21 protein-coding genes are annotated in these 19,907 nt (G+C 60.2%); 16 read left to right on the forward strand and 5 right to left on the reverse strand.

The genetic code is table 11. The annotated features are described in order from the left end of the window. Positions 1-59 precede the first annotated feature (59 nt). From pcaH to ACY8D3_RS01725, 5 genes are read left to right on the forward strand one after another with little or no spacing between them, the layout of a single operon-like run. Entirely contained in the window at positions 60-779 is a 720-nt protein-coding gene (pcaH, locus tag ACY8D3_RS01705) for a protocatechuate 3,4-dioxygenase subunit beta (RefSeq protein ID WP_462381304.1), read from the forward strand. A gap of 12 nt (positions 780-791) precedes the next feature. Then, entirely contained in the window at positions 792-1,397 is a 606-nt protein-coding gene (pcaG, locus tag ACY8D3_RS01710) for a protocatechuate 3,4-dioxygenase subunit alpha (protein ID WP_462381305.1), read from the forward strand. A 33-nt stretch (positions 1,398-1,430) separates the two neighbouring features. Continuing rightward, positions 1,431-2,492, forward strand: coding sequence for a cell division protein ZapE (zapE, locus tag ACY8D3_RS01715; protein ID WP_462381306.1), 1,062 nt, complete (start codon positions 1,431-1,433; stop codon positions 2,490-2,492). Between the two features lie 33 nt (positions 2,493-2,525). Next, the gene (locus tag ACY8D3_RS01720) at positions 2,526-3,470 is read left to right on the forward strand and encodes an AEC family transporter (RefSeq protein WP_462381307.1); all 945 of its coding nucleotides are present in this window, start codon (positions 2,526-2,528) and stop codon (positions 3,468-3,470) included. Positions 3,471-3,529: 59 nt separating this feature from the next. Next, on the forward strand, positions 3,530-4,369 hold the full coding sequence (locus ACY8D3_RS01725) for an IclR family transcriptional regulator domain-containing protein (RefSeq protein ID WP_462381308.1): 840 nt from the start codon (positions 3,530-3,532) through the stop codon (positions 4,367-4,369). A gap of 34 nt (positions 4,370-4,403) precedes the next feature. Here ACY8D3_RS01725 and ACY8D3_RS01730 read toward each other — a convergent pair whose 3' ends face one another. From ACY8D3_RS01730 to ACY8D3_RS01750, 5 genes are all read right to left on the reverse strand, one after another. Continuing rightward, entirely contained in the window at positions 4,404-4,763 is a 360-nt protein-coding gene (locus ACY8D3_RS01730; RefSeq protein WP_462381309.1) for a hypothetical protein, read from the reverse strand. Positions 4,764-4,793: 30 nt separating this feature from the next. Further along, entirely contained in the window at positions 4,794-5,216 is a 423-nt protein-coding gene (locus tag ACY8D3_RS01735; protein WP_462381311.1) for a roadblock/LC7 domain-containing protein, read from the reverse strand. Continuing rightward, a complete protein-coding gene (locus ACY8D3_RS01740; RefSeq protein ID WP_462381313.1) occupies positions 5,213-5,749 on the reverse strand; it encodes a GTP-binding protein in 537 nt (178 codons plus the stop codon). The genes ACY8D3_RS01735 and ACY8D3_RS01740 overlap by 4 nt, the downstream gene beginning before the upstream one ends. A 2-nt stretch (positions 5,750-5,751) precedes the next feature. Next, positions 5,752-6,654: a hypothetical protein gene (locus ACY8D3_RS01745; protein WP_462381315.1), complete on the reverse strand. Its 903-nt coding sequence runs from the start codon at positions 6,652-6,654 to the stop codon at positions 5,752-5,754. A 322-nt stretch (positions 6,655-6,976) separates the two neighbouring features. Next, entirely contained in the window at positions 6,977-7,855 is an 879-nt protein-coding gene (locus tag ACY8D3_RS01750; RefSeq protein WP_462381316.1) for a LysR family transcriptional regulator, read from the reverse strand. A gap of 99 nt (positions 7,856-7,954) precedes the next feature. Here ACY8D3_RS01750 and ACY8D3_RS01755 point away from each other — a divergent pair, with 99 nt between their 5' ends. The 11 genes from ACY8D3_RS01755 to ACY8D3_RS01805 all read left to right on the forward strand — a co-directional run bounded on the left by ACY8D3_RS01755 (position 7,955) and on the right by ACY8D3_RS01805 (position 19,582). After that, a complete protein-coding gene (locus ACY8D3_RS01755) occupies positions 7,955-9,139 on the forward strand; it encodes a muconate cycloisomerase family protein (protein ID WP_462381318.1) in 1,185 nt (394 codons plus the stop codon). A 14-nt stretch (positions 9,140-9,153) separates the two neighbouring features. Then, entirely contained in the window at positions 9,154-9,444 is a 291-nt protein-coding gene (gene catC, locus ACY8D3_RS01760) for a muconolactone Delta-isomerase (RefSeq protein ID WP_462381319.1), read from the forward strand. Between the two features lie 42 nt (positions 9,445-9,486). Continuing rightward, entirely contained in the window at positions 9,487-10,416 is a 930-nt protein-coding gene (gene catA / locus ACY8D3_RS01765; protein WP_462381320.1) for a catechol 1,2-dioxygenase, read from the forward strand. Positions 10,417-10,580: 164 nt separating this feature from the next. Then, a complete protein-coding gene (locus tag ACY8D3_RS01770) occupies positions 10,581-11,534 on the forward strand; it encodes an AraC family transcriptional regulator (protein WP_462381321.1) in 954 nt (317 codons plus the stop codon). 216 nt (positions 11,535-11,750) lie between these two features. Then, positions 11,751-13,127 (forward strand): Rieske 2Fe-2S domain-containing protein, encoded by a 1,377-nt coding sequence (locus ACY8D3_RS01775; RefSeq protein WP_462381322.1) that lies wholly within the window; start codon positions 11,751-11,753, stop codon positions 13,125-13,127. Next, positions 13,124-13,612, forward strand: coding sequence for a benzoate 1,2-dioxygenase small subunit (gene benB / locus ACY8D3_RS01780; protein WP_462381323.1), 489 nt, complete (start codon positions 13,124-13,126; stop codon positions 13,610-13,612). Before ACY8D3_RS01775 ends, benB begins: the two co-directional genes overlap by 4 nt. 89 nt (positions 13,613-13,701) lie before the next feature. Then, positions 13,702-14,742 carry a benzoate 1,2-dioxygenase electron transfer component BenC gene (gene benC, locus ACY8D3_RS01785; RefSeq protein WP_462381324.1) on the forward strand — a complete coding sequence of 347 codons (1,041 nt, stop codon included), beginning with the start codon at positions 13,702-13,704 and terminating at the stop codon, positions 14,740-14,742. Between the two features lie 10 nt (positions 14,743-14,752). After that, the gene (locus tag ACY8D3_RS01790; RefSeq protein ID WP_462381325.1) at positions 14,753-15,514 is read left to right on the forward strand and encodes a 1,6-dihydroxycyclohexa-2,4-diene-1-carboxylate dehydrogenase; all 762 of its coding nucleotides are present in this window, start codon (positions 14,753-14,755) and stop codon (positions 15,512-15,514) included. 84 nt (positions 15,515-15,598) lie between these two features. Next, a complete protein-coding gene (locus tag ACY8D3_RS01795) occupies positions 15,599-16,933 on the forward strand; it encodes an MFS transporter (protein WP_462381326.1) in 1,335 nt (444 codons plus the stop codon). A gap of 108 nt (positions 16,934-17,041) precedes the next feature. Next, positions 17,042-18,262: a benzoate/H(+) symporter BenE family transporter gene (locus tag ACY8D3_RS01800; RefSeq protein WP_462381327.1), complete on the forward strand. Its 1,221-nt coding sequence runs from the start codon at positions 17,042-17,044 to the stop codon at positions 18,260-18,262. A gap of 144 nt (positions 18,263-18,406) precedes the next feature. Continuing rightward, complete coding sequence (locus tag ACY8D3_RS01805; protein ID WP_462384186.1) at positions 18,407-19,582, forward strand: OprD family porin; 1,176 nt, start codon at positions 18,407-18,409, stop codon at positions 19,580-19,582. The last annotated feature ends 325 nt before the right edge of the window (positions 19,583-19,907 follow it).

Raw genomic sequence — 19,907 nt, forward strand, 5'->3', positions numbered from 1 at the left:
CCAGAATCGAATCAGCCTGATGCACAGGTTCCGATAATTCCAATAAGAGGGCGCCCCTCATGTCCAAACAGGACAGTCACCACTACATCATTCGCGACCGCGACTGGCACCCGAAGGCCTATACGCCGAACTACAAGAGTTCGATCCCGCGTTCGCCTCGGCAGGCGCTGGTCAGCATTCCCCAGTCAATTTCCGAAACCACCGGTCCCGACTTTTCGCATCTTGGTTTCGGCAAGCACGACAACGATCTGTTGCTGAACTTCAATAATGGCGGGCTACCGATTGGTGAACGCATCGTCTTGTCAGGTTTCGTTTTCGATCAGTTCGGCAAACCTGTTCCAAACACGCTGGTCGAGATTTGGCAGGCGAACGCAGGCGGGCGCTATCGTCATAAGAACGACCGTTACCTAGCACCGCTTGATCCTAATTTCGGTGGGGTGGGCCGTGTCCTGACGGATGCCGAGGGGCGCTACATCTTCCGCACGGTGAAGCCAGGTCCTTACCCGTGGCGAAACGGCCCGAACGACTGGCGACCGGCGCATATACACGTATCGGTCAGTGGTCCATCCATCGCGGCCAAGCTGATCACGCAGCTCTATTTCGAGGGCGATCCCCTTATCCCGCTGTGTCCGATCGTGAATTCGATCAACGACCCCGAGGCGGTGAGCTCGCTGATCGCGCGGCTCGACATGGGCATGGCCAATCCCATGGATTGCCTGGCCTACCGATTCGATATCGTCCTGCGCGGCCAGCGCAAGACGCACTTCGAAAGCCATTGAGGAGAATGCGAGATGCCCGTTGAATTACTGCGTGAAACCCCGTCGCAAACCGCCGGCCCCTACGTTCATATCGGGCTGGCGCTGCAGGCGGCAGGCAATCCGGTACGCGACCAGGAAATCTGGAATGAGATGGCCAAGCCGAATGCGCCCGGCGAGCACGTCGTGCTTATCGGCCACGTCTATGATGGCAACGGCCATCTGGTGCGCGACTCATTCCTCGAGTTTTGGCAGGCCGATTCGGAGGGCCAGTACCAACCGGCCTTCAATGTGGAAAACGCATTCAACAGCTTCGGCCGGACCGCCACCACATTCGATGCCGGCGAGTGGTCGCTGCACACCATCAAGCCCGGTATGGTAAAGAATGCGGCTGGCATCGCCATGGCGCCGCACATCAACGTGTCGCTGTTCGCCCGCGGTATCAACATTCACCTGCATACGCGTGTCTATTTCGATGACGAGACACATGCCAATGCGGATGACCCGGTCCTGAATCTCGTTGACCAGCCGTCACGCCGTGAAACCCTGATCGCAAGAAGCTGTGAAGTAGATGGCAAGAAGGCTTACCGATTCGATATCCGCCTGCAAGGCGATGGCGAAACCGTGTTTTTCGACTTCTAGTCGCGGCGAATTCTGCCTTGTTCGAACGAGGTGATGCGCTTGAGTAGCACCTCGAACGTGATCCACCAGGGGTTCGAGGAAGCGCTCGCATCCCGAGGTTTTACGGCAGATGCTGCGCAGCGCGACGCCATCGTCGCACTGGCCGGCTGGTACGAAGCATGGTCGGCGGGGCGCCGGGGCTGGCGTCGCACGCCGGCGGCTGGCGTGTACCTCTGGGGTGGTGTGGGGCGTGGAAAGAGTTTCGTGCTCGATGCTTTTTTCGCCGCGGTGCCGATAGAGCACAAGCGTCGCGTTCACTTCCACGCGTTTTTGCAGGAGCTTCAGGCCCGTATGCGGCCGTACGCTGGCCAGCCTGATCCGCTGGTGCTGGCCTTGAAGGCCTTGGCGCAGGAGGTCCGCCTGCTGTGCATCGATGAATTCCATGTTCATGATATCGGTGATGCGATGCTCCTCCGTCGCTTGCTCGACGTCCTGGTCGATGAAGGCGTTGGGCTCGTGGCAACATCGAACTATCCGCCTGAAGGGCTTTGCCCAAATCCGCTATACCGTGAACGGTTCGTCCCGGCCATCCGTGTGATCGAGAAGCGGTTCACCGTCCTGTCGCTGGATGCGGGGACCGATTACCGCGAGCGCCCTGGGTATCACTGGGGTGCCTTTATCTGGCCAGAAGCAAGGTCGCCCCACGCCATTCCCGACCAGCTCGGACTGCTGAAGGAAGGGACCCAGGCCCGCGTCATCGAGGTGAATCATCACCCGATGCGGGTGCTCGGTGAGCACGAGGCGAGTGTGTGGCTGTGTTTCGACGATCTATGCCGCCAACCTCATTCCACCGCCGACTATCTATGGTTGATGGCTCGTTTTCCCAAAATCGGCATGTCGGGCGTACCACCGCTGGCGGATCAACCCACGGATGCCTGTCAGCGATTCATCAACTTTGTGGACATCGCCTATGATCAGGGCGTCGAGTTGCTTCTCGGCAGCGAGGTGGATCTCGAAGCACTCTGCACCGGGTCCCCTCATCAGGATTTCGCACGCACTCGAAGTCGCCTGCGTCAGTTGACGCCTTGCCGACTGGAGGAGGCGAGTACGACCTGACTTCGCTGGACGCGTGCCTACACAGGACATCCGATGCAGATTCTTTCGATCACCGCTCCGATCTTCATCCTCATTGCGTTGGGTTTCGCGGCAGCGCGTTGGGGTGTCATGAGCCGGGAGCAGATCCGGGCACTGGGCGTATTCGTGATTACCTTCGCGCTGCCGGCACTCGTTATCCGCGCAATGGGTACTCGCCCCCTCGGCGAGGTACTGGACGGTCGCTTCCTTGCCGCCTACGCCATTGGGTCGCTGCTGGTGTACGCCGGCGGGCTGACCTACGCGCTACGCGTTCGCAAGCTGCCCTTGCAGCGTGGAGCCATCATTGCCCTCGGCATGTGTTGTTCCAATAGCGGTTTCATCGGCTATCCACTCGCATCGGCGGCACTGGGGCCCGTCGCGGGTGTAGCGATGGCGCTGTGCATGTTGGTCGAGAACCTCATCATGATCCCGCTGGCGCTGATCCTGGCCGAGTCGGGCGAGCAGAGCGGTGCGAGTCGCTTGCGCCTGTTGGTGGATACTGGCAGGCGGCTACTTAAGAGCCCCGTCATCATTGGCATCATCATCGCACTGCTGTTGTCGCTGTTTCAGGTCCAGCTGCCCGTGGTATTGCTCAAACCCATTGACCTGCTCGCGACGGCGGCGGCGCCTGTGGCGCTGTTCGTTATCGGAGGGTTGCTCTATGGGCTGCGTCCTGGCGGGCTCATCGGCGACGTCGGACAGGTCGTGGCAGGAAAGTTGATCTTGCATCCCTTGTCGGTAGGGATACTGATGGCACTCATCGGTGGCGTTGACCCGATGCTGGCCATCGCCGCGGTGGTATTCGCCAGCGTGCCGGTGATGAGTATCTACCCGATATTGGGCCAGCGCTTCGGTCTGGAGGATAGCTGTGCGGCGGCGCTTTTCGCCGCGACCGTGTCTGCCTTTTTCACCATCAGCCTTTTACTGGCTTATTTCACCTCGCACATGCCCGTGACGTGATTGCGATAATCGAACGCAGTGGTCGATAATCGACAAGAAACTTATTGCCGAGAATCGCCATGCCAGACGAGAAGAAACCCGCCGTTCCGTTGGCGCCGCCTTCCTATCTGTCGCCCGCCAAGCGCATCGAGCAATTGAGCGGTGACCCGAACTTCATGACTTCCCTGGCCCGCGGCCTTGCAGTAATCAATGCATTCCAGGAGCGGAAAAGGCATCTCACTATCGCCCAGATCAGCCATCGCACGGAAATCCCCCGTGCCGCGGTCAGACGCTGTCTGTACACGTTGAGCCAGCTGGGTTTTGTCACCTCGGATGGCCGGACCTACTCGTTATTGCCCAAGGTACTCACGCTGGGCCACGCCTACCTGTCGTCGACGCCGCTCGCCGTGACGGCTCAGCCTATCCTCGACCGGCTGAGTGAGCAGCTTCACGAAGCCTGCTCCATGGCGACGTTGCAGGGTGAGGAGATTCTGTATCTGGCGCGTTCTGCCACACCGCAGCGGCTCATCTCGGTCGACCTGAGTGTAGGGAGCCGGCTGCCCGCGTATTGCACCTCGATGGGGCGGATCCTGCTCGCCGGTCTTGATGACTTCGCCCTCGAAGACTACCTCGAGCACGCCGAACTGCAGGTCAAGACCAGCCGAACCGTGGCCACTGTCGAAGGGTTGAAGGCCAGCATCGCCGAGATCCGCCAGCAGGGCTGGGTCATCATCGATCAGGAGTTGGAGGTGGGACTGCGCTCGCTTGCGGTGCCTCTGAAGGATTCGAGCGGGAAGGTGCTGGCAGCACTTAACGTTGGCACGCATGCCAGTCGGGTGAGCCGTCAGGAGTTGGAGAGTCGATTCCTGCCGGTATTGCTGGCTGCCAGCGAGGAGCTCAGCGCACGGCTCTTTCATTGAGGGCGTGTACGTTGCCGTACACGCTATTGGCGGGTCAGACCGTGATCTGGGCTTCCACCGATTGCAGCTTGCGACGCGCCAGCGCGAGGTTGGCCTTCGACTTGTCGAGTACGTAATACACGAACAGCTCTTGCGTTTGGCTCAGCGGGCGGATGAGGTGGTACTGGGTGCCAAGCGTGATGAGCATGTCTTCGATGTTTTCGTTGAGGCCAAGCATTTTCATGGTCTTGAGCTTGGCACGTACAACTTCGGTATTGCCGGCTGCAGCCAGCTCCATGTCCATGCCCTGGCCAACGGAGCCCAGCAGCATGCCGCTGGAGTAATCCACCACGGACGCAGCCATGGCGCCCTCGATGTCGAGCAGTTGACCCAGGGTTTCGGTAAGGCTTGCCATGTGATGATCCTATTGCAGAAGTGAGGTGGGTTAAAGGTTGGCGTTCTGCTCAACCAGCTGTTGCAACGAGGCACCCATTTCCTGTGCCGTGTTCCGAATTGCCCAGAGGGCATGGCCGTAGGTCGCCTGTTCACTCATTACGAGGAGCAGGACGAGGTTGCGTTTTGAAGCATGGACCTGACGACAAAGCACCAGGCCGAACTCGCATTCCAGTGCCGTACCTTCGAGTTTGCCCAGCGATAGCTCCTGCGCAAGCGACTTGCTCAGCCCATCGAGGGCAGCAGCCATGGCCGTCATTTTTCGGCCCTGCAGTGGCTCTACGCCGAGCGTGGCGATCGGAAAACCATCGGTAGAGCACACGGCTGCCATCTGGAAATGGTCGATCTGACGCAGGCGCTCCAGGTGGCCCAGGCACAGGGTGCGAAGGGGAGACACGGGTGGCGCGGCGTTCATTTCACATCCTGTAGTTGGCTGACTTCAGCGTTGGCAATGAGGGTTTCAATAAGCAGCAGTACGTTTTGCTTCTCACGAACATCGGTGACGAACATCGGCAGCGCCAGCCCGCGTTCGGCCAGCACTGAGCGATAAGCAGGAAGAACGTCGGATTGGCTCTCTTGCGTATGGCCTACGGCAATAACCAAGGCGCCCCGGTCTGCCAGTGCAGGGAAGGCGTCCAGGTAGGTCTTGAGTGTCAGCAGGCGATCCTGCCGAGAGTGGTCGAGCAAGAGAACCGCGCCCATGGCGCCTTCACCCAGGATTGGCCACATGAAGGCGAAGCGATCCTGGCCAGGAATTCCGTAGAGCGCAACGGTATCGCCTTCGCCCAGGTTGATTTCACCGTAGTCCATCGCGACCGTGGTGGTCGATTTGCTGTGTTGGACCGCATCGGTGTTGTCCGCTTCGGTGTTGACCGGCGGGATGTCACTCACAGCGTGGATCGCTGTCGTCTTGCCGGCCCCCATGGGGCCGATGAACAGAATCTTCATGATCAACTCGATATGCCGAAGGCCATCCCAAGGCGTTTCCGCAACCGGGAAAGCAGACCTTCGTCTTGAATACGTTCCGGACGTGAGGGTGCTGGCACGGCAGCTTCCTTGGCTCGGCTGGTGACAGCGAGGCCGCAGCGGTCGCAACCATCGAGGAATGCGACGACCTCTTCCGGCGTAGCCCGGGAGAAGTCTGCACCCTCCTGAACGGTCGCGAACTGGCGGCTGTAGAGTGCAGCCAGGCGGAGCAGGGCGGGGGAGCTTTCCCATTCGCCATAGTCCGGCCATGCCCCGATGCGGTACTCCGTGGCACTCATGTCCGCCAGACGCGCCGCGGCGATCGGCTCGTGCAGGCTCAGTGCCCAGACCACGCGTTTGAGAGAATAGGCTTGGCGCAGCACGTCCATCCCGGGTGCTGCGCTCAGGGGCGCAGGCAGGAGGTCGGCTGGCAGATTCTGAAGGGTAGCGAGCAGCGTTTCGAACTCCGGGATATCGCTGAACAAGCGGTCTTCGTGTGGAAGAATGACGAAGCGTAGGGCCTCGTGCATATAAAAGGTCGCCGATGTCAGCCCGGCAAGCCGGGCGGGCAAGCTAACGCTCGGTGCTGCGCTCGCTATTGGCAGATCCCGCTCGCAATCGCTGAGCAGATCGTAGAGGCCAACGATCCGTAGGGGCCATTCCACCTGCTTGCGTAGCGTGAAGCGCCCATCCTTGAACACTGCGGTCGCCGAACCCTGCGGTTGGTTTGCCTCTCGGACGAAGACCAGTTGCGCGTCCGCCGGCTGGGGCAAATAGGACCATTCGAGCGCTGTGCGCCCGCGGAGCATTTTGAGTTGCTGCTGGAGCAGTCCTTGCTCGTGCTCACCAAATCCCTGGCAGGCCACGCCTAAAGTTGTCGTGCTCATCGTATGTTCTATTCCGGCAACGGGTTACGCAGCAGTGATGGCCGCGTCAGATCATGCGAAGCCGTTCGATGCGATCTGATATCAAAGTGGAACTATAGTGTGCGCGGCTATTCGCGGTTGTCAGCTATCGCCCGCCGTTCGGTGGCGGCTGACCGACAAGCGTCGGGGCACCTGGATAAGCGGAGCGGCCCATATCCTAGTCGAGCATTGGCGCAGCAACGCTGACGCCCCGTCCGAAACCGAACACTATTGCGTGAGCTGCGTCGCAAACTCGCTGAATAGCGGGGGGCTTGGCCCGGTACGTTGGCACTGCTCAGGCGAGTCAGGCCGACATTTCCAGTTCGCGAACCGTATCGAGGCAATGCCTCAAGAGCGCTGAATCGTCTCCATTGCGGTAACTAAGAACGATCGGGGACGTGGCATCACTATCGAGCAGCGGGACATACGTGATGTCGTCTCGGTGCAAACGCTGCACGGATGCCGGGACGAGGGTAACGCCGATGCCCGCGGCGACCAGTCCTATCGCTGTCTGCATCTCGTTGGTCATCTGTGCGACGCGGATGCCCAGCCCATGGCGGCCAAATAGCTCGAGAACGTGGTCGGCGTAGCTGGGCCTTGGCGAGCCGGGGTACAGCACGAAAGGCTCGCGCGCTAACGCCTGGAGCGAAACGGCGCTGCCGGAAAGCGGATGGCCCGCGGGCAGCACGGCCACTAGCGGGTCTTCTCGCAGCACTTCCTGAACGATGGCATCGTCGTCGATGTGAATACGACCAAACGCGATATCGATCCGACCGCTTTTCAGCGCCTCGATTTGTTGGAGAGTGATCAGCTCGGAAAGGCCCAGCTCAATCCCCCCATCGGCGCGTAGGCGCCTGATCAACTCTGGCAGCGCACCATAGAGCGTAGAGGGTGCGAACCCAATACCAAGCCAGCGCTTCTTGCCGTGTGCGATTCGCCGGGTATCGTCACAGACACGGCCGAGCTGTTCGAGGACCTGCGCGGCGTGCTCGTAAAAGAATCGCCCAGCCTCTGTCAGGCGTAAGGGACGGGTTCGTTCGATCAACGCGACCCCTAGCTCTTCTTCGAGCTGCTGAATCTGACGGCTCAAGGGCGGTTGCGCGATATGAAGGATTTCAGCGGCGCGGGTGAAGTTCAGGGTTTCGGCCAGCACCCGAAAATAGCGCAGATGTCGGAGTTCCACGATACCTCCTGGGTATTCAACCAGACCGAATCAATATTGGACCGCTGAAGGCTGGATGGTCAATCTGTCCCCCAAGACCCCGCTATCGAGGCACCTTTAATGAAACTGGCTGAACGGACACCGCTGCAGGACAAGGTGCCCACTGCATTCGAGGTATCGGCGGCCCAGCAGCCGACCATCGAGCGAATCGAGACGTTGATCATCGACCTGCCGACGATACGGCCGCATAAGCTGGCCATGCATACCATGCAGCGTCAGACGCTTGTCATCCTCCGCCTACTCTGCAGCGACGGCATCGAAGGGCTTGGCGAGGCAACGACGATCGGTGGTCTGGCCTATGGCCCAGAGAGCCCCGAAAGCATCAAGACGAACCTCGACACCTACTTCGCGCCGCTGCTTGTCGGGCAGCCGGCCGGTAACGTCAACGCTGCGATGGCCCGGATCGACCGGACTATCCGTGGTAATACCTTTGCACGCTGCGCCGTTGAAACGGCCTTGCTCGACGCACAAGCCAAACGCCTTGGACTGCCGCTCGCCGAGTTGCTCGGCGGCCGCGTTCATGACGGACTGGAAGTCGCATGGACGTTGGCCAGCGGGCAGACAGAGCGAGACGTCGAGGAAGCCGAGCGCATGCTTGACCTTCGCCGGCATCGTCATTTCAAACTCAAGATCGGTGCACAGGAACCCCGACAGGACATCGCGCATGTTGCCGCAATCAAACGCGCACTGGGCGACCGCGCCAGTGTCCGGGTTGACGTCAATCAGGCGTGGAGCGAGGCCGTTGCCATACGGGCATGCGCCGAGCTGGCTGACGCCGGCGTCGAACTCATCGAGCAACCTGTCAGCCGTCACGATCCGATCGCCATGGCGCGCCTGTCTGCGCGAAGCGCCGCGCCGATCATGGCGGATGAAGCCATCGAATGCGTCGAGGACAGTTTCGCGCTGGCCCGCGCCGGTGCTGCCCCCGTGTTCGCGTTGAAGATCGCCAAGAACGGCGGCCCGCGTGCGGTCCTGCGTTCAGCATACATCGCGCAGGCCGCCGGCATCGGCCTTTACGGCGGAACAATGCTCGAAGGAAGTCTGGGTACGCTTGCGTCGGCCCATGCGTTCGCAACACTGGACCGCCTTGAATGGCATACAGAGCTGTTCGGCCCACTTCTGTTGACCGAAGACATTCTGACCGAGCCCATGATCTACCAGGACTTCAAACTCATGATCCCAACGACCCCCGGGCTCGGCGTGTCATTGGATGAAGAACGCATAGCGCGCTTCCAGCGCCGCTGACAGAGGAGAAGACGATGCTTTTTCACGTTCGCATGACGGTCAAGTTGCCGGTTGATATGCCAGCCGAGACAGCGGCACGTCTCAAGGCCGATGAGAAGGCGCTGGCGCAGCGCCTGCAGGAGCAAGGTGTCTGGCGCCATCTGTGGCGTATCGCCGGCCTCTACGCCAACGTCAGTATCTTCGATGTGCCAGACGCGCAGGCCCTTCATGACACCCTCATGCAGCTCCCGCTTTACCCTTACATGGAAATAGAAATCGCCGCGCTGTGTCGCCACCCTTCTTCGATACACGAAGACGACCGGTAATCGACGCCTTTCGCCTGACAATAACAAGATGAGGAACAAGCCATGACCGTACGCGTATCCCAGACCGCCGAAGCCCAGAAGCTGCTCGACAACGCCAGCGGGTTCGACAGCGCCGAAGGCAGCGAACGCATGAAGACAGTCGTTCACCGCGTGCTGACCGACACGGTGAAGATCATTGAAGACCTGCAGATCACGCCTGAAGAGTTCTGGAAGGCAGTCAATTACCTCAATGAACTTGGGGCACGCCAGGAGGCGGGTCTTCTGGTCGCAGGCCTTGGCGTCGAGCACTACCTCGACCTGCTCATGGATGCCGAAGACGAACAGGCCGGCCGAACTGGCGGCACACCGCGCACGATTGAAGGGCCGCTGTATGTCGCGGGCGCACCGCTATCGAAGGCGGAAGCGCGGCTCGACGATGGCGAAGACGCCGGTACCGTGCTGTTCATGGAAGGGCAGGTCTGGAGCACGGACGGCAAGCCGCTGGCCAATGCGATCGTCGACGTCTGGCACGCTAATACCAAGGGTACCTATTCCTACTTCGATCCCTCGCAGTCCGATTTCAACCTGCGTCGTCGCATCGAGACCGACGCCGAGGGGCGTTACCGCTTCCGCAGCATCGTACCGTCCGGCTACGGGTGCCCGCCTGACGGCCCGACCCAGCAGCTGTTGAACCAGCTGGGCCGTCATGGCCAGCGTCCGGCGCACATCCACTTCTTCATATCCGCTCCGGGGTACCGCCATCTGACCACCCAGATCAATCTGGACGGCGATCAGTACCTGCACGACGACTTTGCCTATGCAACGCGTGACGAGCTCATTGCCCACATCGACTTCGTCGATGACCCCGAACAGGCCAAGGCGCGCGGAATCGAAGGCCGATTCGCCACGATTCAGTTCGACTTCACCCTGCAATCCACCGCAGAAGCCCAGGCGCAGGCACGTCATGCCCGGGTAAGGGCATTGGAAGCCTGATCGACACCTTTGGAGCCGCCACCTCGTGTGGCGGCTTCGTCGTGCGTAGTGACTATGTAACGCCTTGTATGTGAAGTCGCTCATCGCCTTTTCGGATGAGTAGACTGGCCGGGTGAGCCTCACCCCGAAGGCTCGGCCCGAAAAAAACAAAAAGAGGCCTGACCATGAATAGCCTGTTGAGCGAGTCCAGCCGCATCTTCGAGCGGGCGGACCCTTATGCCGTGTCTGGCTACGTCAATCAGCACGTGGGTAACCACTGCATACGTCTGCCTGCGTCCGGTTTTCCCGAAGCGAATCTCAGCCACCGAAAATTTTCGACACTGGACCTGTGCACGATCAGTTACGGGGGCGCCGTCAGGGTTACCTCGCCGGCGTTGGAGACCATCTATCACCTGCAACTGTTAATGGCGGGGCACTGTCGGTCGGTGTGCCTCGGGCAGGAACATTTCTACCGCCCGGGCGAGTTGCTGCTGATCAACCCTGATGATCCGGTGGATCTCACCTACTCAGCCGACTGCGAGAAGTTCATCGTGAAGCTGCCTGCACCGCTTTTTCAGGGCATCTGCCTGAACCAGCGTTGGCAAATCCCGGAGCAGGGGATTCGCTTCGAAGCTGCATGTCAGGATCCGCAATCGCTGGCCATGCTGGTGCAACTGCTGACCGTGGTCTGCGCAGAGGCTGAGGCAACCGAATCCTGTGTGCAGGTGCAGGATCATTACGTGCAGATCATCGCCAGCAAGCTATTGGGGCTCGTGGCCAACAACGTCTGCCGGATACCTGTGAACGCACATGGGTCAGGTTTCGAGCGGGTCGTTGCCTATATTGATGAGCACCTCAATCAGGATATCCGGCTGAGCGAGCTGGTGGGCGTAGCGGGCGTGAGTGAGCGCACGTTGTACGCAATGTTCGATCGACACGTGGGCGTGTCGCCGAAGGACTATATTCGCCAGCGCAAGCTCCAGCGTATCCACGCCCTGCTCAAGGACCCGAGCGCCGTTGTCAGGAGCGTCACTGCCATCGCCCTGGACCATGGCTTTCTCCATCTGGGCCGGTTTTCCGAGTCCTATCGACTCCAGTTCGGTGAGCTTCCTTCTGAGACGCTGCGGCGACGCGGATGACGCGCCTCGAACGTTACGCTTCTTACCGGAGCAGTGCCTCGAGCGAAGGGGCTGCGCGGGACGCAGCTTGGCTTGGATTCCCTGTGAAATATCTCGTCATGCCTGCACAGAAAACCCTGCAGAGAACGGATAGCGATTCGCAGAAATCGGCTATTGGCTGATCACGCGCCGCCCTAGTCTGGACCCGCCTGATAAGAACAATGGAGGGTCCAACCCATGATCGGCAGACTCGATCACCTCGCGCGCCAACTGGCAAATTCGGTACAGGAAGATCCGGAGAAAGGCATCTTCCGTTGCCGTCGCGATGTCTTTACCGACCCCGCCCTTTTCGAGTTGGAGATGAAGCACATCTTCGAACGCGGCTGGGTTTACCTGGCCCACGAAAGCCAGATTCCCGAGCCGAACGACTACTTCACAGGTTACATCGGCCGTCAGCCCATCGTAATTACCCGCGACAAGCAAGGTGAGCTGCATGGCCTGATCAATGCCTGTGCACACCGTGGCGCTACGCTATGTCGCCGCAAGCACGGGAACAAGGGCTCGTTTACCTGCCCCTTCCATGGCTGGACATTCAGCAACACCGGCAAACTGCTCAAGGTGAAGGACGCCAAGACGGGTGGATATCCGGATGCCTTCGACTGCGACGGCTCCCATGACCTCAAGCGCCTGGCTCGCTTCGAGAACTATCGTGGTTTCCTGTTTGGCTGCCTCACCGATGATGTCGTATCCCTTGAGGAATACCTGGGCGAAACCCGTGTGATCATCGACCAGATCGTCGACCAGGCCCCCCAGGGTATCGAGGTACTACGAGGCAATTCGTCCTATTACTACGACGGAAACTGGAAGCTGCAAATCGAAAATGGCGCCGACGGCTATCACGTCAGCTCGGTCCACTGGAATTACTCAGCGACCATGCAGCGGCGCAACTATGAGGCCGAAGGCACCCGGACCGTGGACGCCAATGGCTGGTCCAAGAGCGTGGGCGGATTCTATGCCTACGACTACGGCCATATTCTGCTGTGGACCCGGCTCATTAACCCTGAAGTACGCCCCGTCTATGAGCATCGGGATACGCTCGCGGCCCAGTTCGGTGACACACGTGCGGATATCATCGTCGGGCAAACGCGTAACCTCTGCCTTTACCCGAACGTTTACCTCATGGATCAGTTCTCGACGCAGATCCGTGTCGTGCGGCCTATCGCCGTCGACAAGACCGAGGTCACCATCTATTGCTTCGCGCCCAAGGGCGAGGATGCAAAGGCCCGCGCGCTGCGCATCCGTCAGTACGAGGATTTCTTCAATGTGACCGGGATGGGTACGCCAGACGACCTCGAGGAGTTCCGCGCGTGCCAGACGGGGTATGCCGGCCAGGCGGCCGAGTGGAACGACCTCAGCCGTGGCGCGAGCCACTGGATCGAAGGCCCGGACGATAATGCCAAGGCGATGGGCATGAACCCCTTGTTGAGTGGCGTGAAATCAGAAGACGAAGGGCTGTTCGTTCGCCAGCATGCCTACTGGGCCAAAGCCATGGAGGACGCCATCGAACGTGAGCGCGCCGCCATGATCGCGACGGACGGGGAGGATGCAGCATGACCATCACCCGTCAGCAGATCCTGGATTTCGTCTACCACGAAGCGCGCCTGCTCGATGATCGCCAATGGGATGAGTGGCTGGAGTGCTACTCGGCCAAAGCAATTTTCTGGATGCCGTCCTGGGACGACGATGATCGTCTCACCCAAGACCCCCAGAAAGAGATCTCTCTTATCTATTACCCCAACCGGGAAGGCCTGGAAGATCGCGTCTTTCGTATCAAGACCGAACGCTCCAGTGCCAGTACCCCGGAGCCGCGTACCGCGCACTTCATCGCGAACCTCGAAGTGTTACGCGAAGACGAGGATCAAGCCGAGGTGCGCTTCAACTGGCAAACGCTCAGCCACCGCTACAAAAGCACCGATCTGTACTTTGGTACCTCCTTCTACACGTTGGACGTCCGTGGCGACCATCCCCTGATTACGTACAAGAAGGTCGTGCTCAAGAACGACTACGTGCATCAGGTGCTGGATATCTACCACGTCTGAACGCGGGCACTCACCTGAAGACGGGCGACTGGCCCGTCCGAAATTCCCTGTTTATTGGCCCGGCGTTGTCGGCGGGCCAGGAGATTCTCATGGCCTATACCATCGCGCTCAATTTCGAAGACGGGGTGACCCGTTTCATCGACTGCAAGGACGGTGAGAAGGTGCTCGATGCTGCCTTCCGTAATCGCATCAATCTGCCAATGGATTGCTCCGATGGGGTTTGCGGCACATGCAAGTGCCGTTGCGAGGAGGGGGCGTACGACATGGGTGATGACTTCATCGAAGACGCACTCAGCGAAGACGAAGTGGATCAGGGCCTGGTTCTGACCTGCCAGATGGTGCCCAGCACGGATTGCGTCATTTCCGTTCCGGTACCGTCCACGTCATGCAAGACGGGCATCTCTGCGTTCGAGGCAACGCTGGCCGGCGTCACGCCATACGAGGACGCAGCGCTTGAAGTCACCTTTAACACCCGGGAGGGGAGCAATCCGCCAGCGTTCCTTCCGGGACAGTACGTCAACATCGAAGTCCCTGGCAGCGGGCAAACGCGCGCCTACTCCTTCAGTTCCAAACCGGGGGCGTCGCAATTCAGCTTTCTGATCAAGCGCGTGCCGGGCGGGTTGATGACGGGCTACCTTGATCGCGCAGCGCCGGGCGAAGGCGTCCACCTGACCGGCCCTCTTGGCAGTTTTTATCTCAGGGACGTCAAGCGTCCGTTACTGCTCTTGGCCGGCGGTACCGGACTTGCGCCTTTTCTTTCGATGCTGGAAGTACTGGCGGAGCGGGGATGTGCGTACCCCATTCACATGATTTACGGCGTCACCCGCGACCAGGACCTCGTACTGGTTGACCGTCTTGAAGCATTCGCCACACGCCTGCCCAACTTCAGCTTCGTGACCTGCGTCGCCGAGGATCAGTCGTCGCACCCGCGCAAGGGGTACGTCACCCAGCACATGACGCCAGCCATGCTCAATGAGGGCGACGTCGATGTGTACCTGTGCGGCCCACCGCCCATGGTGGACGCAGTACGCCGACACTTCCGCGAACAGGGCGTTACGCCCGCCAGCTTCCACTACGAGAAGTTTACGCCCACCGTCATTACCACCGGCGAGATCGCCGCCATTGCTTGAGGGTCGACGCATGCGTCCACGATTTAATGACAAGGTTGCGGTGGTGACGGGTGCCGCACAGGGCATCGGCCGGCGTGTTGCAGAGCGTCTGCTCGATGAAGGCGCACATGTGGTGGCCGTCGACCGTGCGGAATTCATTCATGAATGGAAGGCCGAGCGCCTGTTGAGCCTCACGGCGGATCTCGAGCAATACGCGGATTGCGCCAAGGTCATGCACTCGGCCGTCGAGCGCTTCGGTCGGCTGGACATCCTCATCAATAACGTGGGGGGCACAATCTGGGCCAAACCGTTCGAGCACTACAAGGAGGATGAGATCCGGGCAGAAATCAACCGCTCGCTCTTCCCAACGCTGTGGTGCTGCCACGCTGCGCTCCCGCACATGATCGAGCAGGGCCGCGGCGCGATCGTGAATGTGTCGTCGATCGCGACACGCAGCCTGAATCGAGTCCCGTACGGTGCGGCCAAGGGCGGCGTGAACGCCTTGACCGCCTGCCTGGCTTTCGAGAACGCCGAACGCGGAATCCGGGTAAACGCCACCGCACCAGGCGGTACCGAGGCGCCTCCTCGACGCGTCCCGCGAAATCCAAATCCTCAAAGCGAGCAGGAGCAGGTCTGGTATCAGCAGATCGTGGATCAGACCGTCGACAGCACTCTGATGAAACGCTACGGCACGCTGGATGAGCAGGTAGGCGCCATTCTGTTTCTTGCCTCGGACGAGGCGTCGTACATCACCGGGACCACGCTACCCGTGGGAGGCGGTGATCTCGGCTGACTCTCCAGACGTCGCGCCGCATCCGTGACCGGCGCGCGTGGCTTCTACATAACGCACTACACAAGAATAAAAGAGGCACTCGCCATGCGTACTACGAACATTCACGATGTAATCGATAACGCGCGCTTCAACCGGTTTCACTGGCAAATCATGTTCTGGTGCGCGCTGCTTCTGATTTTTGACGGCTATGACCTGTTCATCTACGGGGTGGTGCTCCCCGTGCTAATGCATGAGTGGGGCCTCACGCCGATGGAGGCGGGTGCACTCGGTAGTTATGCGTTGTTCGGGATGATGTTTGGCGCCCTGTTCTTTGGTCCATTAGCTGACCGAATCGGACGCAAGAAGGGCGTTGCCATCTGCTTCGTCCTTTTCAGCGGTTTCACAGTTCTGAACGGCTTCGCCCGTAACCCGATGGAGTTCGGTATCTGCAGATTCATCGCGGGCTTGGGTATCGGCGGATTGATGCCCAATGTCGTTGCCCTGATGAACGAGTACGCACCCAAGCGACTGCGCAGCACACTCGTCGCCGTGATGTTCAGCGGCTATTCCTTGGGAGGCATGTTGTCCGCCGGGGTCGGCATCTACATGCTGCCGCGGTTCGGGTGGGAAGCCATGTTTTTTGCAGCGATCATACCGCTCGCCTTGCTGCCGCTGGTTTGGCGCTACTTGCCCGAGTCAGTCGGCTTCCTGGTTCGTCAGGGGCGGCAGGATGAAGCGCGTGCGTTGTTGCAACGGGTCGAGCCAAGCGCTCAGCTGGACGGCACGCAGCTCGTCGTCCCTGACGTCAGCGCAAAGGGTACGCCTGTACTGGAGCTGTTCCGTGAACAGCGTGCGCTGCGTACGCTGATGATCTGGCTGGCGTTCTTCTGCTGCCTGTTGATGGTCTATGCGCTTGGATCCTGGTTACCGAAGCTCATGGCCAACGCCGGATACAGCCTTGGCTCCAGTTTGTCCTTCCTGCTGGCGCTCAATTTTGGGGGGATGTTCGGTGCGATCCTGGGCGGGTACCTGGGTGACCGGTTCAACCTCGCAAAGGTCGTAACGCTGTTCTTTATCGTAGCGGCGGTATCCATCACGCTGCTCGGCTTCAAAAGCCCCATGGCGTTGCTCTATCTGCTCATCTTCATCGCTGGCGCGACGACCATCGGTACGCAAATTTTGCTGTATGCGTGTGCCGCGCAGTTCTACGGCCTGTCCATCCGTTCGACTGGCCTTGGCTGGGCATCAGGCGTGGGCCGCAATGGCGCCATCGTTGGGCCTCTGTTGGGAGGTGCGTTGCTGGCGATCGAGCTGCCTCTGCAAATGAACTTCATAGCCTTCGCCGTCCCAGGGGCGGTAGCCGCCTTGGCGATGATCGTATTCGCCATACGTCATGGGCGCGCCGCCACCCGCTTGCCCCTGCAGGCCGCCAAAGCCTGACCGACGGCCGCCGCGAAGGCGTGGTTTTCGCGGCGGCCTCCACGTATCCACCGCTGATTCCTATCCCTTCGGGGCGTGCGGTATCGGCTGGTGTTTCGAGGCGATTCCATGCCTTTCTCACGCGAACTCTCGCTGTCTGCCGTCGTGGCGGGCTTCGTTGCCACCGTCATCTCCTATGCCGGGCCACTGATCATCATTTTCCAGGTCGCCCGCGCTGCGGAGCTGCCGACCGAAATCCTGTCGTCATGGGTTTGGGCGATTTCCATGGGCAGCGGTGTGCTCGGCATCGTGCTGAGCCTACGGTACCGGGTGCCCGTCGTGATCGCATGGTCCGCGCCCGGCTCGGCGCTTCTGGTTGCACTGTTGCCGCAGGTCGGCCTTGCCCAGGCCGTGGGCGCTTACATCGTCGCCAATATCATCGTGCTTGCGATCGGCTTGTCCGGTGCGTTCGATCGTATCGTGCAGCGGCTGCCGGCGTCGATCTGTGCGGCCATGCTCGCGGGTATCCTGTTCGACTTCGGCAGCGGCCTGTTCCTTTCTATGCAAGACCGTCCCCAGCTGGTAGCCGGGATGTGCGTGGCCTACCTGATCACCAAACGGTATTGGCCGCGCTATGCGGTGTTCGTCGTGTTAGCGACGGGTGTCGGGTTGAGTTACGCCGCCGGCGATATGCAGATGGGCGGCCTGGAGATGCGGTTTGCCGTGCCGGTCTGGATTACGCCCGAATTCACCTGGAGCGCTACGCTGAATATCGCGTTGCCACTGGCGGTCGTCGCACTGACCGGTCAGTTCGTCCCTGGCATGGCGCTGTTGCGAAGCTGTGGGTATCACGGCGCGCCTGCACGTCCGATCCTCTCCAGCTGCGGCCTCTTTAGTATTCTGCTGGCGCCTTTTGGCTGCCATGGACTTGCGTTGGGGGCCCTGACGGCCGCTATCTGCACTGCGCCTGAGGCGCACGACAACCCTGCGAAACGCTACGTAGCTGCGGTCAGCGGCGGAGTCTGTTACCTGCTGTTCGGTTTATTCGGCGCCACGTTGGTTGCACTGTTTACGAGCTTTCCGGCGGAGCTGGTGGCGGCCTTGGCGGGGCTGGCGCTGTTCGGTGCGATTACGGCGTCCCTGTCCGCTTCAATGGCCGAACCCGATCAGCGAGAAGCCGCGCTGGTGACCGTCCTCACAGCCGCCTCGGGCATGACGCTTCTTGGCCTATCGTCCGCGTTCTGGGGGCTGATTTTTGGGCTCGGTACCCACTTGCTACTCAGCCGCGGGCGTACCGCGCCCGCATCGCCGCAAGCCGCTCCGCCCCCGGTAGAGGCGTCAAAACACTGATTTTGCCCGTCTCGATGCGATTCGCCGTTCACCTACAACATAACAACAATAGAGCACATGCCCATGAAACGATTGCCGTCCGCCTTGCCGCTGTTTGCTTTCAGCGCTGTACCGTTCGCTTATGCCGATCAACCGAAGGGGTTCATGGAGGGTGCCAGTGCCTCGATTCAGGCCCGAAACTATTACTTCAGTCGGGACTACTCTGACATCGTTGGAAGCAACCCTCAGTCGAAAGCCGAGGAGTGGGCCCAAGGGTTCATTCTCAAGTTCAGCTCGGGCTACACGCCTGGGACCATTGGGGTCGGTCTGGACGCTCAAGGGCTGTTGGGCCTGAAATTGGACAGTAGCCGTTCTCGTGCCAATACCGGCCTTCTTCCGGTACGCGACAGTGGTGATCCCGGTGATGAGTACAGTCGATTGGGCGTGACCCTCAAAGCTCGGCGTTCCCGCACGGAGCTGCGTGTCGGCGAACTGCAGCCGGACATTCCCGTTCTGGTCTTCAGCGATATCCGCTTGCTACCTCCGAGTTATCAAGGCGTGAGCGTGGCATCACGCGAGATCGAAGGGCTTACGGTTCAGGCGGGGCATTTGCGCTCGACCAGTCTTCGCAACGAGGCCGGCGATGACCGTATCCAGGCGATGCTCGGCCATGTGCCGGAGCGGCAGGTGAGCGCTGATGCATTCAATTACCTGGGTGGTGATTACATCTTCAATGAAAATCGAACGACCGCGAGCGCCTGGGTTGGGCAGCTTCAGAACATCTATCGCCAGGGTTTCCTGGGCCTGAAGCACACCGTTCCATTCGAGCAGTGGGCGCTGAGCGCGAACCTCGGCTACTTCCATGCCACCGAGGATGGCGACCGACTGCTTGGGGATATCGATAACCAGGCCGCCTTTTCGCTTCTTTCCGCTCGCACCGGTGGCCACACCTTTCATATGGGCTACCAGGCGATGTTCGGCGATAGTCCGTTCCCCCGTGTCTTCGCCAACGTCACGCCGCTTGGAAACGAGGTGCCGACCTATGAGTTCGCCTATACCCGGGAGCGTTCATGGCAGGCCCGGTACGACTACAACTTCGCTGCCATGGGTATTCCGGGGCTGACCACTACGGTTCGCTACATCAAGGGGCATAACGTGGACACGGGCTTGGGCTATGAGGGCAAGGATCGCGAACGGGATCTGGACATCGCCTATGTCGTGCAGAGCGGGTCCCTCAAAGGACTGGGCGTGCGAGTGCGCAACGTGGCGGCTCGTTCGAACTACCGTTCTGACATCGACGAAAACCGCCTTATCCTCAGCTACACCTGGACCCTTCTCTAGGCCCGGATTCAGCTGCCGCCGGTGCGTCAGGGCGCCGGCGGTGCTGGCTTTCTATAACGTCCGTTTGCTGAAAGCTTGGCGAAAGGTTAGTGACGTATTCCTATTGCATCGGTGCAGTCCCGGCGGAGCTGGGGCTGTGGTCGATGAACAAGAACAAGATGATTACCGGCTCATGCAGCGTTGCGGCATAGCCCACGAGCGCTCTTCGTCCTACCCTATCGCCAGGGTTGGGCGCCTCTGGACTCATCCTTGTTCTATTCTTCGACCTGACCGCGCGTGAGTGCGGGTCAAGCGTGCCTATCTGCCGCTCGGCCACGACAACAAA

This window comes from Pseudomonas sp. Marseille-QA0892 (assembly GCF_054950135.1).

Bases quoted from the DNA above. Each gene is read 5' to 3' on its own strand.
- pcaH (WP_462381304.1), top strand. From the start codon at position 60: ATGTCCAAACAGGACAGTCACCACTACATCATTCGCGACCGCGACTGG.
- pcaG (WP_462381305.1), top strand. From the start codon at position 792: ATGCCCGTTGAATTACTGCGTGAAACCCCGTCGCAAACCGCCGGCCCC.
- zapE (WP_462381306.1), top strand. From the start codon at position 1,431: ATGCGCTTGAGTAGCACCTCGAACGTGATCCACCAGGGGTTCGAGGAA.
- ACY8D3_RS01720 (WP_462381307.1), top strand. From the start codon at position 2,526: ATGCAGATTCTTTCGATCACCGCTCCGATCTTCATCCTCATTGCGTTG.
- ACY8D3_RS01725 (WP_462381308.1), top strand. From the start codon at position 3,530: ATGCCAGACGAGAAGAAACCCGCCGTTCCGTTGGCGCCGCCTTCCTAT.
- ACY8D3_RS01730 (WP_462381309.1), bottom strand. From the start codon at position 4,763: ATGGCAAGCCTTACCGAAACCCTGGGTCAACTGCTCGACATCGAGGGC.
- ACY8D3_RS01735 (WP_462381311.1), bottom strand. From the start codon at position 5,216: ATGAACGCCGCGCCACCCGTGTCTCCCCTTCGCACCCTGTGCCTGGGC.
- ACY8D3_RS01740 (WP_462381313.1), bottom strand. From the start codon at position 5,749: ATGAAGATTCTGTTCATCGGCCCCATGGGGGCCGGCAAGACGACAGCG.
- ACY8D3_RS01745 (WP_462381315.1), bottom strand. From the start codon at position 6,654: ATGAGCACGACAACTTTAGGCGTGGCCTGCCAGGGATTTGGTGAGCAC.
- ACY8D3_RS01755 (WP_462381318.1), top strand. From the start codon at position 7,955: ATGAAACTGGCTGAACGGACACCGCTGCAGGACAAGGTGCCCACTGCA.
- catC (WP_462381319.1), top strand. From the start codon at position 9,154: ATGCTTTTTCACGTTCGCATGACGGTCAAGTTGCCGGTTGATATGCCA.
- catA (WP_462381320.1), top strand. From the start codon at position 9,487: ATGACCGTACGCGTATCCCAGACCGCCGAAGCCCAGAAGCTGCTCGAC.
- ACY8D3_RS01770 (WP_462381321.1), top strand. From the start codon at position 10,581: ATGAATAGCCTGTTGAGCGAGTCCAGCCGCATCTTCGAGCGGGCGGAC.
- ACY8D3_RS01775 (WP_462381322.1), top strand. From the start codon at position 11,751: ATGATCGGCAGACTCGATCACCTCGCGCGCCAACTGGCAAATTCGGTA.
- benB (WP_462381323.1), top strand. From the start codon at position 13,124: ATGACCATCACCCGTCAGCAGATCCTGGATTTCGTCTACCACGAAGCG.
- benC (WP_462381324.1), top strand. From the start codon at position 13,702: ATGGCCTATACCATCGCGCTCAATTTCGAAGACGGGGTGACCCGTTTC.
- ACY8D3_RS01790 (WP_462381325.1), top strand. From the start codon at position 14,753: ATGCGTCCACGATTTAATGACAAGGTTGCGGTGGTGACGGGTGCCGCA.
- ACY8D3_RS01795 (WP_462381326.1), top strand. From the start codon at position 15,599: ATGCGTACTACGAACATTCACGATGTAATCGATAACGCGCGCTTCAAC.
- ACY8D3_RS01800 (WP_462381327.1), top strand. From the start codon at position 17,042: ATGCCTTTCTCACGCGAACTCTCGCTGTCTGCCGTCGTGGCGGGCTTC.
- ACY8D3_RS01805 (WP_462384186.1), top strand. From the start codon at position 18,407: ATGGAGGGTGCCAGTGCCTCGATTCAGGCCCGAAACTATTACTTCAGT.